Origin of the sequence: Pectobacterium colocasium, assembly GCF_020181655.1 — a bacterium.
GTDB classification, from domain to species: Bacteria; Pseudomonadota; Gammaproteobacteria; order Enterobacterales; family Enterobacteriaceae; genus Pectobacterium; species Pectobacterium colocasium.
This window is the reverse complement of record NZ_CP084032.1, coordinates 4,536,372-4,551,615: the sequence shown is the minus strand read 5'-3', so window position 1 is coordinate 4,551,615 and position 15,244 is coordinate 4,536,372. Positions and strand designations below refer to the sequence as shown.

Here is a 15,244-nt window from a genome sequence, read left to right as displayed (position 1 = left end):
GTCAGCAGTCATACGGATAAGAAGTTTTATTGTAGGAAGAGGAAAGTGACAAACGGGCTTTTCCGCTTGGGAGAGAGTGTTAGCGAACATTTCTACATGCATAGTTTGCAATCAAACTTTTTGATCTAAGATAGATCCCAAAGGTATAAAGCGCATAATTTCCGCATGTTATATTTTTAAAAATTAAAAAGACGACATAAATCCCGCCTGATAAATCCAACACTAACGAGTTAATTATGGCATCACATCTTATTGATTTTCTTCTTATAGGGAATAATTTTGGCACGCCCGAAATGCGCGGTGTCTGGTCCGAGCATAACCGCCTGACTAAACAGGTCGAAGTCGAAGTTGCCCTGGCGCTTGCTGAGGGTGAACTGGGTGTCATTCCACTGGATGCGGCAAAAACCATTGCAGAAAACGCTGACGCAAGTGCGCTTAACGTTGAAGAGATTGCAAAAGATGCGGCACGTATGAAGCACTCTCTGATGCCGACGATTACCGCGATTCAGAAACAGTGCGGCGCGGCAGGTGAGTTTATTCACTACGGCGTGACCACGCAGGACATCGTTGATACGGCAACTGTGTTACAGCTGAAACAATCTTTTGATATTGTCGTCAGAGATACACAATTGCTGGCCGTTGAACTGAAACGTCTGGCGAAGAAATACCAATATACGCTGATGGCCGGTCGTACCCACGGTATGCAGGCGCTACCTACCACGTTTGGCTTCAAATTGGCCGTGTGGCTGGATGAATTTATTCGCCACCTCGAACGCCTGAGTGAAATCAAAGAACGTGTTCTGGTCGGCAACATTAACGGTGCCATCTGCACCTATGCTTCTTTTGGCGAACAAGGGCCGGAAATCGAGCGTCTGACGCTGGATAAACTGGGGCTGAATACGCCGAACATCGGCTGGCAGTCTGCCCGCGATCGTTTCTCCGAATATGCTTCTGTCGCGGTGCTGATCAGCGGTACGCTGGGTAAAATCGGCAACGAGCTGTACAACCTGATGCGCACCGAGATTAATGAAATCGAAGAGCCGTTCTCCGAAGGGAAAATCGGTTCTACCACCATGCCGCATAAACGTAACCCTGCCGCATTGGAAGGGCTGGCGAGCCTGACGGCACCGCTGTTCAAGAGTGCCGCGCTGATTCATGAATCCATGAAAGTTGAGCACGAGCGTGATGCGATGAGCTGGCGTGCGGAGTGGATCGCGCTGCCGGAAATCAATATCTATCTGTCCGCTCAGCTTCAGAACGCGCTTGGCATCCTGCGTGGGATGTCCGTCAACGAGAAGCAAATGCTGGCGAACCTCGATCTGCAAAATGGCCTGCTGTTGTCTGAAAAAGTGATGTTTGAGATTGGTAAACGTCTCGGCAAGCAGACCGCTCACCATCTGGTTTACGAATGCTCTATGCAGGCATTCGAGCAGAATCAATCGTTTAAATCGGTGCTATTGACCCATCCGGTGCTTTCCGAGCAGGTGACTGCCGCCGATCTGGACGAATGGCTGAATCCGGCTAACTACGTTGGCAGTGCGCCGCAGAAAGTGGATGACGTGATTCGTTATGCGGACAACTCCGGCCTGCTGCCAGCATAAGGTGACACCATGAGTATCGTATTTCGTCAGGCTACGCTTGCGGATGATGAAACTTTTTTGGCGCTGGCGCTGGCGGCGTTTGAGCCGATCCGTCAGTTAGGTATCAACTTCTCTGCTGCCCATGCGGATATCGACATGGTGCGCACGCATATTGCCTCACACGGCGTTTATGTGATGGAGAAAGACGGAGAGATGGTGTCGTCATTTACCATCCGCTATCCGTGGGGGCCGGAGCCAGGCCCGTTCGGTTTACCCCATCTGGGCTGGTTTGCAACGCACCCTGGCTATAAAAAACAGGGGTTGGGTAAGCAAATGATGGGCTGGTTGGAAGAAGAAATTCTGATTAACCAGCTTAAAGCGCCTGCGGTGTCGCTTGGCACGGCACAAAACCACCCGTGGCTGATCGAGATGTACAGAAATTATGGTTTCAGGGAAGTCGGGCAGACGAATCTGGGGAAAGGACACCTGACAATCTGGATGGAAAAAATCCTTGATAACCAATTGTATGACCAGTGGAAAGATAAAAACTCAAAAAGAGAGGCAGTAAAATGATGAAAAAAGTAACGTTGTCTGTTCTGGCGCTGACGACCGCCTTTCTTGTAGCCGGCTGTGATTCTGGGAAAAGCAGCGCCGAGCAGGAAAAAGTCCTGAAAGTGGGTTCAACCGGCCAAAGCTATCCAAGCGGCTTCAAGCAAGATAACAAGCTGGTCGGCTTTGACGTTGAAGTGACGGAAGCCATTGCGAAAGATCTGAACTACAAAGTTGAGTGGGTTACCGCCGATTTCAGCGGCCTGATGGGACAGTTGGAAGCGAAAAAACTGGATACCGTGGCGAACGTGGTGGCAATTACGCCTGCGCGTCAGGAAAAATACAATTTCGCCCAGCCTTACAGCTTCTACGGCAGCCAGATTGTGACGCACAAAGACAACGTGGACATTAATACGCTGGCTGACCTAAAAGGGAAGACAGTGGCTGGTGTGCTGGGTTCTAACCACGTTAATAACCTGAAAAAAGCGTTTGCCGATGGCAGCGTGAATATCCGCACCTATGAAACGCGCGACGGCGCAATGAACGACGCGTTATCTAAACGTGTTGAAGGCTATGTGAATTCACGTCCTATCCTGCTGGCGGAAATCAATAAGCGTAACCTGCCGTTCAAACTGGTTGGTGAACCGCTGGTGATTGAAGAAGTGAGCTTCCCGTTCCATAAGGACGAGAAAGGCGATGCGTTGCGTAAGCAGTTCGATGCAGAGTTAACGAAAATGCGTGCAGATGGACGCCTGAAAGCGATCTCCGAAAAATATTTTGGTGAAGACATTACGGTATCACCGGCTAAATAACCTCACGCCGTCATTCTGGCCGGGTCGTTACGTAGATTGATGATTCGTGATGTAGATAGCCAGATGATTCGTTATATAGCCTAGTCATAACCCTGTTCCACCGGCGCAATATGGCCGGTGGAAGCATTAATGGTATTACTCATGAATATCGATCTTGCCTACCTGTTAAAGGTCTTTCCCCAGGTATTAATGTATTTGCCGACCACGCTGTTTCTTGCCGTGGTTTCGATGTTTTTTGCTATGGTTCTCGGCCTTATCCTGGCGTTAGTCCGTGAAAGCAAGGTCGTCGTGGTAGTAAAAATCGTCGAACTGTATATCTCGCTGTTCCGCGGCATTCCGTCGCTGGTTCAACTGTTTATCATCTACTTTGGCCTGCCGCAGCTGTTCCCCGGCTTATCCAATCTGGATGCGATGACGGCGGCGATTATCGGCTTTAGCCTGAAAACGTCCGCCTATATGGCAGAAATTTTCCGTGCGGGTCTGGCTTCGGTGGATTTCGGTCAGACGGAAGCGGGTCTATCCATTGGCATGAGTAAAGCGCAGGTCTATCGCCGCATCGTGTTGCCTCAGGCCATGCTGAACGCGCTGCCAGCGACGGGGAACACGTTCATTTCTCTGATTAAAGATACCTCGGTGGCTTTTGCGTTGGGTGTTTCCGAACTGTTCGCGGAAGGCAAAATGATTGCCGCCGAATCTCTGCGTTTCTTTGAGACCTTCCTGGTTGTGGGTCTGATTTACTGGTTGGTGATCATTGTTTACTCTTGGCTGCAAAAGCAGCTGGAGAAGAAACTGAATCACTCGCTACAGCGATAAGGGGCTGACATGATCAGTGTAAAGAATCTTTCTAAACGCTTTGGCGATCAGGTGGTGTTGGACAACATTAGTCTGGATATCGCGAAAGGCGAAGTCGTGGCGATTATCGGCCCATCCGGGTCGGGTAAATCCACGCTGCTGCGTTGTCTGAACCTGCTGGAAACCCCAGAATCGGGCACCATTCACATTGGCGACCAAACGCTGGATACGCGTCGTTACTCTTCTAAAGAAGCCTACGCGCTGCGCCGCCAGACGGCGATGGTGTTCCAGAGCTATAACCTGTTTAAGAACAAGACGGCGCTGGAGAACGTAACGGAAGCGCTGATTGTCGTGAAAAAAATGCCGAAGAAGCAGGCGGATGAAATCGGTCTTGCTTTGCTGGAGCAGGTCGGTCTGCTGCCGCAGGCGGCGCAGTATCCGGTGACGTTATCCGGCGGGCAGCAGCAGCGCGTGAGTATTGCGCGTGCGCTGGCAGTCGATCCTAAGGCGATTTTGTTTGATGAACCGACCTCGGCGCTGGACCCGGAAAGGGTACACGAAGTGCTTCAGGTTATTCAGAAGCTGGCGAAGAACGACACCACGATGGTGATCGTTACCCATGAAATGCAGTTTGCGAAAGAAGTGGCTGACCGTGTGATCTTCATGGCGGACGGGCACATCGTTGAAGAAGGTCCGGCGGAGCAAGTCATTAGCTTCTCGGACAACCCGCAGACCCAGCGTTTCCTGCGTCAGTTGACCAAGCTGCCTGAGCCGCTTGAGTACGATATTTAACGTATACGTAGACACACCTGCACGCCTGAACAAGGCCGCCCTGTCAGGCAGGGCACGATAATGTGGAGCAAGTATTCATGAGAACAGCACCTCAACATGAGCCTCTGGCTCAGTTTATTCAGGCGTTTCGCCACGATTTACACCGCAACCCTGAACTGTCGAATCAGGAGTTTGAAACCACGAAGAAGATTCGTGCGGTATTGGAAAAAGAGGGGATTCGCGTCCTCGATCTGCCGCTGAAAACGGGTTTGGTTGCCGAAGTGGGCGGCCTTCAGGATGGCCCGTTGGTCGTGGTGCGTTCTGACATCGACGCCCTGCCGATTGAAGAAGAGTCTGGCGTAGAATTCACGTCGCTCAATAAAGGCGTGATGCACGCCTGCGGTCATGATTTTCACTCTTCCGCTGCGCTGGGCGCGGCGATTCTGCTGAAGAAAATCGAGCAGGAGCTGAAAGGCACGGTGCGAATTTTATTCCAGGCTGCCGAAGAAACCGGGCTGGGCGCGCCGGAAGTCATTGCGGTTGGTGCGTTGGACAATGCGGTAGCGATTTTCGGTATCCACAACGATCCGACGCTGCCTGTTGGCGTTATCGGCGGGAAAGATGGCGCGTTGACGGCGGGTGTTGACCGCTTTGAGATCAAGATTGCGGCAAAAGGCTGTCATGCCGCGAAGCCACATGAAGGCAACGATCCGATTATCATTCTGGGTCAGTTGATTTCTGCCGTACAGACCATCATCAGCCGTACTGTGTCTTCTGACAACAACGCGGTGGTGTCGATTACTCAGGTTCATAGCGGCAGCACCTGGAACGTTATCCCTGATACTGCCTACGTTGAAGGCACGGTCAGAACGTTCAATCAGGATGCGCGTGATTTGATTGAACAGCGTTTCCGCCAGATCGTGGCCGGTATTGCCAGCACCTTTGGTGCGGAAATCGAGTTCCTGTGGCACGCAGGGCCGCCGTCGGTGATCAACACGCCGGAGTGGGTCGAGTTTGCGCTGAATGTGGCGAGTGACGAAGGGTTTGAAGCACGTCGTGTGGAAGCCAGCCCGATTGGTGAAGATTTTGCGTTCTATCAGCAGAAACTACCTGGTACGTTCATGATGGTCGGCTCCGGCGGGCCATATGCGCTGCACCACCCGAAATTCCGCGTTGACGATCGCGCGCTGTTCCCGACCGCGCACTATCTGTACCAGATGGCGAAGCAGAGTCTGGAACAACTCTCCTCCCGCTAAGCTCCTATCATTAAGTCAACTCTGTTCGCGTCTGTTTTCCGGCGCGGATATGTTCCCCTTTTCTAAATTAAATCAGCAGCTTTGATAGGACTGTCGGAAAAACACGACACTTGGCGGGATCTGCTGTCGCAAAAAAGAGACATTTAATTAGTTGATTAATAAGGTTTAATATTTTTATTTATAAATCCGTCTCTGAATAGCGACAGGTTTTGTGAGGTCCGTCTCGTTTTTATCACCCATTGCGCGTTTGCTTCATTTCCAGTGAAGAAATAAAAATAGTATTTATTATTAGCGGGTTATCATGAATTTATCGGGCGATGGCAATAAAGTTATGCATATTGGCATAATTTGTGCTTAAATATACGGGTAGATGCTCATTCCACCTTCTATGTTTGCTTCGGCTTCATAATCCTGGGAATGACGCAGAGCCAATTTGAGGTGCCTATCGTCCAACTCCAGATGAAGATGCAAATCTCCATCGGGCTTTCCGGACATAACGTTGAGTGAGGCACCATTCTGTTGTCTGACAGACCTGATATTTTCAACGCTTACCGTTTATCGGTAAGCGTTTTTTTTCGTCTGATGAAAATGTTCGGTCGCCGTCTGCTGTCGTGCTAGATGAAGCCGTCTATAAAAAACAGCCCATAAAAAGAGAAAGGCTCCAAAAAGGAGCCTTATGAAAGGGATAGTGTCGCGATCAGTCGGCAGGTTGCTGTAGCGTGAGCAATAGCCCTTCGCGCCGCATTTGCGCCGCTTCATCCGGCAGACGCAACCGATCGAGAGCGTCGGCGCGCCAGGCGTAGTCATAAGCGTCTGGGCGGAGTTCCAGTGCAGTACGGAAGGCATCGCTGGCCTGCTGCCATTCACCGTGTTTCATTAGCAATTGTCCTAACGTGCTGTTCAACAACGGCGTTGCTCCCTGCTGCTTGATATACTGGTGAAGCATTTTTTCCAACTGCTCTGGATTTCCGGCTTTGAGGCGCGGCATTAGCAGGATCAAGCGTTCGTCATATTGGCGTTTAAGGCCGTCGAGAATGATCTTCTGAGCGGTATCGTGATCGTCACACTCGATCAAATGCTCAGCCATTGCGACTTGAAGCGGGATCTCGTGGCGCACTTTGCGACTTTGATTATTCCACCACGATTTCAGTCCTTCGCTGCCGCCATCCTCCATCGCCTGATTCATCAGACCGATATAGGCCTGCTCCTGTAGATCCAGCAAACGTTCTTCAGGGTACAGGTTGATCTTGCGCATCGCAGGCAGAATATCCAGCAGTGCACTGTAGGCGTGGGTTCGCAGGAAAGCCTGTTCCGCTAAACGCAGCACCTCTGGATGACGGGGGGCGACTTCCAGCAGTTTGTCCACGCCGTGACGCGCGGCATGATCTTCATTACGCGCTAGCTGAATGCGCACGCGCGTAATGTCTACCGGGAGCTGGTCGGTATCCGCAATCTCCGCTGCACGTTCCAGATATTGTTTGGTGCGGAATTCGTCACCGCGCTGTTGGGCGGCTTCGGCTGCCAGCAGGTAGTTCACCACGGGCTGCTCAGCATGATCGGCATTGCGAGTCAGCAGCTTCTCTACCTGTAAATAATCCCCTTCGGCCAGCTTGAGCAGTGCGGCTTTGGTCTGCTTTCTGGCGCGGGTGCGTTTGCGGCCGAGGAACCAGCCGCGCGTGCGGGCGCCGGTACGAAAGATCCGGCGGAGTACCCATTCCACCGCCAGAAAGGTGAGGAAAAAAAGCACCAGCATGATGACCAAACCGGTCACGCTGGTTTGAATATCATAGTTATCCGTTTGGATCAGGACGTAACCTTGATGGCCTGCGATCATGGGGCCGACTACGACGCCCGCGATCAGGATCAGGAACAACAATAAGACTTTCAGCATGTTCATTCCCCCTGCTGCGTGGCTGGCGCTTGAGCCAGCAGGTTACGAACGCGCGTTTGCATCAATTTTTCCAACAGCGGCTGACTTTGTAGCTCCATAGGCACATCCAATGAAACTGACTGCTGGCTTAAGGCATCGAGCTGATCCAAAAAGGCCTGCGTGGTGGGATCGGTGGTATCGAAGTAGGCGCGGATCCAGGTTGCGGCCGTTTCCAGAGACTGTTTGTACACTTCATTCTGGTGACGAGGGATGGCCTGGGCTGCAACCAGCAGACGTGAACGAATGTTTTCACGCAGGTACACATCCTGATTGGGCGCCAGCAATGGTTCGGCAGCGCTGTCGCGGCGGCGAATGGTGATAAAATCCGCCATGAAATTGTGCCAGCTCTTGCTGAGATTTTGTCGCCATTCGCTCAGGGAAGCGGACAGCTCAGTGCTGTTGGCGTCCATCGGCGCTTCATCGGTGTTGTTATCGGCGAGCTGCAAGTTGTCCAACTGATCGGTGAGCTGGTTCACTTTCAGGATGATGCCGTCAAAATCCACCTGGCTCACGCCTGCCAGCGCACCGATATCGCTGGTCAGCGCACGACGGATTTCTATCAGACTGGGATCGTTCATTTCCGCCAGGCTTGCGTCCGCGCTTTTCAGCAACGCGCCCGCGGTGGTGACGTCTTTGTCACTCCACAGCTTACGCCCTGCCAGTTTTACCAGAAAATCTGCCTGAGCGATCAGCCAGGTATTGGTGTCATGGCTGGAAAGTGCCGCCAGCTTATCGCGTAGTTCATCTGACTGACGCGATAGTGCTTCAAGACGCTGTGCGGCCGTGTCCTGCGCTTTGCTTTGCTGCTGCTGAGCGTCCTGCCACTGTTGTTGCTCTTGCTTGTGTTGCTGCTGCAAGGCGTTTAACTGTGCTTCCAGACGTTGAAGCGTAGCGGTTTCCCGCTTCGCCTGCTGGTGGCCGTGGTAATACAGCCCCGCGCCTATCGCCAGCGCAATGACAATCGCGATGGCCCCCAGCACGGCACCACTGCGTTTGGGTTGCGGTGCGGGATCCTGCTGCTGATGCGCGGGTTCAACCCGTTCAGCAACCTCGTCGGATGGAGCTGTGGGGGTATTGTGTTCCGTCATAATGGTACATCCCATGATCAGGTTTATTGTAGTGCGCGCACGAGCGCATCGTTATCGGCGTTATCGGCGACCCGGATATCACGCCAGCCAAGCTGACGGGCTTGTTCTGCCAGCCGTTCGCTGACGACGATCAACTGGCAGCCGAGTAACCAGGAAGCCCGATAGTAATCAGGTACTAAAGTATAGATCCGTTGTAGCATTTCTCCGCTGGTGATCACCAGTTTGTCGATGCCTATTTGTTGCCAGTGACGGCTTTGCTCTGGCCCATCATAATGAACGTCCCTTCGCTGATAACATTCACAGTAGGTCACCTGCGCGCCGCGTTCGATTAGCGTTTCTCCCAGCAATTCCCGGCCGCCGTTACCGCGCAGCAATAGTGCGCGTTTGCCAGAAAGATTTTGTAGGTCAGGCAGTTGCAGGAGCGTTTCGCTGGTTTCGCGTTCGGGAGGATAAGTTACCGGGTGGGCGCTGGTTTTATGCAGCGCCAGCGCTGTGGTGCGGCCAATCGCATAATAAGCGAGATGGGCGGGCCAACTGATACCCGCTCGTGCCAGCATCGGATCGGCGTAGTGAACCGCGTGTTGTGAGAGCGCAAACACCAGATCGTCGGCGCGTAGTGCCTGTAACAAAGCAGGCAGGCGAGCGAGTTCTCGTCCGGGTGAAAATTCGATCAGTGGACTGTGCCAGGCGTGATAGCCAAGCTTTCTTAAACGGGTCACCAGTTGTTCGCCAGTTGGTGACGGACGGGTAACCAGAATCGTCATGATGAGCTCGACTCGTGATAAACGGCCTGAAGGATAGCGCTGGCTCCTTTTGCTAACAGCTCTTCAGCCAGCGCAATACCGATTTGTTCGGCGTCGGAGACGCTTCCTCTACGTTCACCGACGATCATTTGGCTGCCGTCCGGGGCACCAACCAGCGCACGTAGCCACAGTGTGTCGCCTTCCAGTTCGGCATAGCTGCCAATCGGCACCTGACAACCCCCTTCAAGACGCACATTCATGGCGCGTTCAGCCAGAACGCGGGCAGCGGTAGCGAAGTGATTGAGTGGGGCAAGGAGTTGGCGGATACGATCGTCATTTAAACGGCATTCGATGCCGATTGCGCCTTGTCCGACGGCGGGCAGAGATTCTTCCGGGCTCAACGCGCTGCGGATACGTTCTTCGAGGCCGAGGCGTTTCAGACCGGCGACGGCAAGAATAATGGCGTCGTAGTCGCCGCTATCCAGTTTTGACAGGCGCGTTCCGACATTGCCACGTAAATCACGAATCACCAGATCGGGGCGTCGGGCGCGCAGCTGACATTGGCGGCGCAGGCTGGAAGTGCCGACACAACTGCCTTCCGGTAACTGTTCGAGGCTGTCGTAATGATTGGAAACAAAAGCGTCGCGCGGGTCGTCACGTTCGCAAATCGTGGTCAGGCCGAGGCCATCCGGGAATTCGACGGGCACATCTTTCATGGAGTGGACGGCAATGTCGGCACGCCCTTCAAGCAGCGCCAATTCCAGCTCTTTAACAAACAATCCTTTACCGCCGACTTTTGCCAGTGGCGTATCCAGGATGATGTCGCCGCGAGTCACCATCGGCACCAGCTCCACGTGTAAATCCGGATAGAGGAGATTCAGACACTGCTGTACATATTGTGCTTGCCACAGGGCGAGCGGGCTTTGTCGGGTGGCAATTCTAATAATATTGGCTAACATGCTTGATACCGTTTTTATCATTTTCCGCCATCGTATCATTGATGGTGCGTTGGTGTCAGGTTGTGGGCATGAGCGGTGCGCCTTTTAAAACGGTCTGAAATTCGGGTGCCGCAAACATAGAGATAGGAGACCGTGCTGATGCAGTTGGGTAGAGAAATTCGTAATAAAGCAAGATAGATAAGTCTAACTTTCTTTACTTTCTTTACGCCCATTCAGCAAGGTGTTAAATTGATCACGTTTCCAGCAATAATTCGCTAAACATTCTTCTAATTTCATCATGGCGGATTTGGAACACGGGGTTTTTCTAGGCACTGGGATAAATCAGGCGAAACGTCTTGTACTTCTACATCGAGACTTTGAAGCAAAGACTGGATGCGATCAACCAACTGCGTGTTGACCGTGCTCTGGGAGCAATGAAGCCCGCTTTTCAGCAGGTTTACAGTCTTCTGCCCATTTTATTACATCATCATCACCCGTTGATGCCCGGCTACCTTGAAGGCAAGGTGCCTCACGGTATCTGCACTCACACGCCTGATGAAAAACAACAACAGTACCTTGATGGCATCGCGCTGCGCTGGGGTCAGTTTGACTGTTCTCATCCGCAAGGCGAACTGCCGATCACGGGCATCTATTCCATGGGCAGCACCTCGTCTATCGGGCAGAGTTGTAGCTCCGATCTTGATATCTGGGTGTGCCACCAATCTTGGTTGGACAGCGAAGAACGCCAGCTCCTACAGAAAAAATGTACGCTGCTGGAGCAGTGGGCCGCGGCGCAAGGCGCAGAGGTCAGCTTCTTCCTGATGGATGAAAGCCGTTTCCGCCACAATGAAAGCGGCAGCCTGAGCGGTGAAGACTGCGGTACCACGCAGCATATCCTGTTACTCGACGAATTCTACCGTACCGCCGTGCGTATGGCGGGTAAACGCATTCTGTGGAACATGGTGCCGGTCGAAGAAGAATCTCACTACGACGAATATGTACTGTCGCTGTACTCACAAGGCGCACTGGCACCTAACGAGTGGATGGATTTAGGCGGCTTAAGTACGCTGTCGGCGGAAGAGTATTTCGGCGCGAGCCTCTGGCAGCTCTATAAAAGTATCGATTCTCCTTATAAAGCCGTACTGAAAACGCTGCTGCTGGAAGCCTATTCCTGGGAATACCCGGATACCAGCTTGCTGTCGACTGAAATTAAAAAACGTCTGCATGATGGTGAGATCGTCTCCTTCGGTCTTGATCCTTACTGCATGATGTTGGAGCGCGTGACGCACTACCTGACGGCGATCAACGATCCCACGCGTCTCGATCTGGCGCGTCGATGTTTCTACTTAAAAGTCTGTGAAAAGCTCTCCAGAGAAAAAGCCTGCGTTGGCTGGCGTCGCCAGATTCTGAGCCAGTTGGTGCAAGAATGGGGCTGGAGCGACGAACATCTGGCGATGTTGGATAACCGCGCTAACTGGAAAATCGAACAGGTACGCGAAGCGCATAATGAACTGCTGGACGCGATGATGCAGACCTATCGCAACCTGATCCGCTTTGCCCGCCGTAATAATCTGAGTGTCAGCGCCAGCCCGCAGGATATCGGTGTGTTGACCCGTAAACTGTATGCTGCGTTTGAAGCGCTGCCGGGCAAAGTCACGCTGCTGAACCCACAAATATCGCCTGATTTGTCGGAGCCGAACTTAACCTTTATCTATGTTCCTCCGGGTCGTGCGAACCGTTCTGGCTGGTACCTGTACAATCAGGCGCCGTCGATGGATGCCATCGTCAGCCACCAGCCGCTGGAATATAACCGTTATCTGAACAAATTGGTGGCGTGGGCCTATTTTAATGGCCTGCTGACACCAAGCACGCGTCTGTACATTAAAGGCAACGAGCTGTGCGATATCACGCGCCTGCAAGCGCTGGTGGACGATGTCGCCAGCCACTTCCCGCTGCGACTGCCTGCGCCAACGCCGAAAGCGCTGTATAGCCCGTGTGAAATTCGTCATCTGGCGATTATCGTCAATCTGGAACATGATCCGACCGCGGCTTTCCGCAATCAGGTGGTGCATTTCGATTTCCGTCATTTGGATGTCTTTAGCTTCGGCCAGCAGCAGCAGTGTCTGGTCGGCAGTATCGACCTGCTGTATCGCAACTCGTGGAACGAAGTGCGTACCCTGCATTTCAGCGGCGAGCAGGCGGTGTTGGAAGCGCTGAAAACCATTCTGGGCAAAATGCATCAGGATGCGGCGCTGCCGGAATCACTGGAAGTGTTCTGCTACAGCCAGCATTTGCGCGGGCTGATTCGTACCCGTGTGCAGCAATTGGTGTCCGAATGCATTGAGCTGCGCCTGACCAGTACGCGTCAGGAGCCGGGTCGCTTCAAAGCGGTGAAAGTGGCGGGTCAAACCTGGGGGCTGTTCTTCGAGCGGCTCAGTGTGTCAGTGCAGAAGCTGGAAAACGCGGTTGAATTTTATGGCGCCATTTCCAACAACAAACTGCAAGGCCAGCCGGTTCAGGTTGAAACCAACCATGTCCATTTACCGCCGGTGGTTGATGGCGTCGCCAGTGAAGGGATCATCCAGTTCTTCTTTGAAGATCTGACGGAAAATCAGGGTTTTAATATCTATATTCTGGATGAATCGAATCGCGTTGAGGTGTATCACCACTGTGAGGGCAGTAAAGAAGAGCTGGTGCGTGATGTCAGCCGCTTCTATTCGTCGTCGCACGATCGCTTTACCTATGGTTCCAGCTTTATCAATTTCAACCTGCCGCAGTTCTACCAAATCGTGCAGTTGGACGGCCGCACGCAGGTGATCCCGTTCCGCAGTAGCGCGCTTTCTCATCTGTGCATCACGCCCGTGGTGGATGATGAGATGATGACAATGAAGCAGCGACTACAGATTTTATAACCACTCTATACTCGGCTTTCAGCGTACTCAGAAAGGGATGTACTGATGGATTCGTTGCAACGCCGAAACCTGATACTGCTGGCGCTTGGACAAGGGCTGACCGGCAGTATTATTTCCCTGATGACGTTATGCTCTACGCTGGTTGGCGTATCCATGACGCCGGTTCCGCTGTTGACCACCTTGCCGATTACCGCGACGGTGTGCGGTGCGGCGCTGATGATCTACGCCGTTTCATCGCTGATGACAAAATATGGCAGGCGTAATGCGTTCATCATCGGCACGATGATGGGGCTGGCGGGGGCGCTGTTGGCGGCGCTGGCGATTGTGCTGCACAGCTTCTTCCTCTTTGTGTTCTCGACGTTTGTTCTGGGGATGTCCTGCGCTTTCAATCAATACTATCGTTTCGCCGCGGCTGAAATTTTCACCGACAATCAGCAGAAAAATCGTGCTATTTCATGGGTGATCAGCGGCGGTGTTCTGGGGGGCTTCCTCGGTCCGTTCGCGGCGAGTCAATCGTCTCAGCTCTGGGCATCGTACCCGTTTTTCGGCAGTTTTATCGCGGCGGCGTTCATCTGTGTCATCACATCACTGCTGTTACTTGGCCTTAAACTGCCTCCGATGTCCGTTGCCACGGCTAACGCTCAGCGTAGTGAACCGCTGGCGTCAATCCTGAAAAGTCGGGCGTTTGTGTTGGGAACGGCAAGCTGTTCTATCGGGTTTGTGGTGATGACGCTATTAATGAATTCAGTGCCGCTGGCGATGCACCAGCACCACTTTTCCGTCAGCCATAGTGCGACGGTGCTGCAATGGCACTTTGTCGCCATGTATGCGCCAGCGCTGCTGTTAGTGATACTGGCGAAACGGCTGACGCCGATTCAGGTGGTGGCGATTGGCATGGTATGTAACGTCGTTGGCGTGGCGGTTGCGCTGAGTGGTTTGACGTTCTGGCACTTCCTTTTTGCACTGGCGCTGTTCGGCATCGGGTGGGCGTTTATGTTCAATGGCGGGACATTTATGCTGAACGCCTTTACGCATTCCGTGCACAAATCCCGGTTGCAGGGCATTAATTCGCTGGTGATTTACGTGCCTAACGCGCTGGCTTCGCTGTCTGCCGGGAGCTTGATGGCGCTGACCAGCGGCTGGCCGCTGGTGAATATGGTGGGTATCGGCATGCTGTTGTTACTGCTACTGGCTCTGATATTACTGAGACGACGCTGAGGTACGGTGCTGCGTGATTGAAAAGATGACTGTTATCCGAAGTGAACGGCTTCCCCGGCCTGAGCCGAACAGGCTGATGACAGCAGCGCGATAAAGTCCTCACCGCTGCGATCGCATATCCAGCGTGTTTCCTGAAGGTTGAAGTGGTAACCACCTGCTTTGGTCGCCAGCCAGATTTGGTGCAGCGGCTCCTGCCGATTAATCACGATTTTGCTGCCGTTCTCAAAACTCAGCGTCATCACGCCGCCGTTGGTTTCGTAATCGATGTCGGCATCACCTTCAAACCGATCCAGCGTTTCTTCCAACTGAAGCATGAGTTCGTCGGCTAATTGGTGGAACTCGCTATCGTTCATTTTCGATTCCTATTGATTTTCATGATCCACCTGCGATTATAGAGAGCATACGAGTATTAATGACAGGTCTTAACGTGATGAAGAACGTATTTCGCCAGTTTTTTCTGGTGTTAGCCGTAGTGAGTTTATTTGGTTGTGGTCTGAAAGGGCCGCTGTATATGCCTGCCGATGGCAAATCCGGTGCGTCAACGACTCAGCAAAATGAGAACCAGCCGCCGCAAAAGAAAGCGTCAATACGTCCTTAATGCGTGACGGTAATAATAAATAACAGGTCACGTAGATGTTTATCGCGCCCGGTTAAG

General features: G+C 52.7%; 14 protein-coding genes. 9 read left to right on the top strand and 5 right to left on the bottom strand.

What is annotated here, in order from left to right:
* Positions 1 to 236: 236 nt before the first annotated feature.
* From purB to LCF41_RS20520, 6 genes are all read left to right on the top strand, one after another.
* Positions 237 to 1,601 (top strand): adenylosuccinate lyase, encoded by a 1,365-nt coding sequence (purB, locus tag LCF41_RS20545; RefSeq protein ID WP_225086112.1) that lies wholly within the window; start codon positions 237 to 239, stop codon positions 1,599 to 1,601.
* Between the two features lie 9 nt (positions 1,602 to 1,610).
* Positions 1,611 to 2,153, top strand: coding sequence for a GNAT family N-acetyltransferase (locus LCF41_RS20540; protein WP_180743798.1), 543 nt, complete (start codon positions 1,611 to 1,613; stop codon positions 2,151 to 2,153).
* Positions 2,150 to 2,941, top strand: a complete 792-nt coding sequence (locus tag LCF41_RS20535; protein ID WP_225086111.1) for an amino acid ABC transporter substrate-binding protein — start codon at positions 2,150 to 2,152, stop codon at positions 2,939 to 2,941. The genes LCF41_RS20540 and LCF41_RS20535 overlap by 4 nt, the downstream gene beginning before the upstream one ends.
* Positions 2,942 to 3,082: 141 nt before the next feature.
* Positions 3,083 to 3,754, top strand: coding sequence for an amino acid ABC transporter permease (locus LCF41_RS20530; protein ID WP_225088240.1), 672 nt, complete (start codon positions 3,083 to 3,085; stop codon positions 3,752 to 3,754).
* Positions 3,755 to 3,763: 9 nt separating this feature from the next.
* Entirely contained in the window at positions 3,764 to 4,525 is a 762-nt protein-coding gene (locus LCF41_RS20525; RefSeq protein WP_180743796.1) for an amino acid ABC transporter ATP-binding protein, read from the top strand.
* A gap of 77 nt (positions 4,526 to 4,602) precedes the next feature.
* Complete coding sequence (locus LCF41_RS20520) at positions 4,603 to 5,760, top strand: M20 peptidase aminoacylase family protein (protein ID WP_225086110.1); 1,158 nt, start codon at positions 4,603 to 4,605, stop codon at positions 5,758 to 5,760.
* Between the two features lie 697 nt (positions 5,761 to 6,457).
* Here LCF41_RS20520 and hemY read toward each other — a convergent pair.
* From hemY to hemC, 4 genes are read right to left on the bottom strand one after another with little or no spacing between them, the layout of a single operon-like run.
* Entirely contained in the window at positions 6,458 to 7,651 is a 1,194-nt protein-coding gene (gene hemY / locus LCF41_RS20515; RefSeq protein WP_225086109.1) for a protoheme IX biogenesis protein HemY, read from the bottom strand.
* A gap of 2 nt (positions 7,652 to 7,653) precedes the next feature.
* Positions 7,654 to 8,778 (bottom strand): uroporphyrinogen-III C-methyltransferase, encoded by a 1,125-nt coding sequence (gene hemX / locus LCF41_RS20510; protein WP_225086108.1) that lies wholly within the window; start codon positions 8,776 to 8,778, stop codon positions 7,654 to 7,656.
* A gap of 23 nt (positions 8,779 to 8,801) precedes the next feature.
* Positions 8,802 to 9,542: a uroporphyrinogen-III synthase gene (gene hemD, locus LCF41_RS20505; RefSeq protein WP_225086107.1), complete on the bottom strand. Its 741-nt coding sequence runs from the start codon at positions 9,540 to 9,542 to the stop codon at positions 8,802 to 8,804.
* On the bottom strand, positions 9,539 to 10,480 hold the full coding sequence (hemC, locus tag LCF41_RS20500) for a hydroxymethylbilane synthase (protein ID WP_225086106.1): 942 nt from the start codon (positions 10,478 to 10,480) through the stop codon (positions 9,539 to 9,541). Before hemC ends, hemD begins: the two co-directional genes overlap by 4 nt.
* Positions 10,481 to 10,815: 335 nt before the next feature.
* Between hemC and LCF41_RS20495 the strand changes: the two genes are divergently transcribed.
* Together LCF41_RS20495 and LCF41_RS20490 are read left to right on the top strand one after the other, a co-directional pair.
* Positions 10,816 to 13,371 (top strand): class I adenylate cyclase, encoded by a 2,556-nt coding sequence (locus tag LCF41_RS20495; RefSeq protein ID WP_225086105.1) that lies wholly within the window; start codon positions 10,816 to 10,818, stop codon positions 13,369 to 13,371.
* Between the two features lie 45 nt (positions 13,372 to 13,416).
* Entirely contained in the window at positions 13,417 to 14,589 is a 1,173-nt protein-coding gene (locus tag LCF41_RS20490; protein ID WP_225086104.1) for an MFS transporter, read from the top strand.
* Positions 14,590 to 14,621: 32 nt separating this feature from the next.
* On the opposite strand, the gene cyaY is transcribed toward LCF41_RS20490, so the two are convergent.
* Positions 14,622 to 14,942 (bottom strand): iron donor protein CyaY, encoded by a 321-nt coding sequence (cyaY, locus tag LCF41_RS20485; protein ID WP_225086103.1) that lies wholly within the window; start codon positions 14,940 to 14,942, stop codon positions 14,622 to 14,624.
* A gap of 59 nt (positions 14,943 to 15,001) precedes the next feature.
* Between cyaY and lptM the strand changes: the two genes are divergently transcribed.
* Positions 15,002 to 15,187 carry an LPS translocon maturation chaperone LptM gene (gene lptM / locus LCF41_RS20480; protein WP_225086102.1) on the top strand — a complete coding sequence of 62 codons (186 nt, stop codon included), beginning with the start codon at positions 15,002 to 15,004 and terminating at the stop codon, positions 15,185 to 15,187.
* Positions 15,188 to 15,244: the final 57 nt, after the last annotated feature.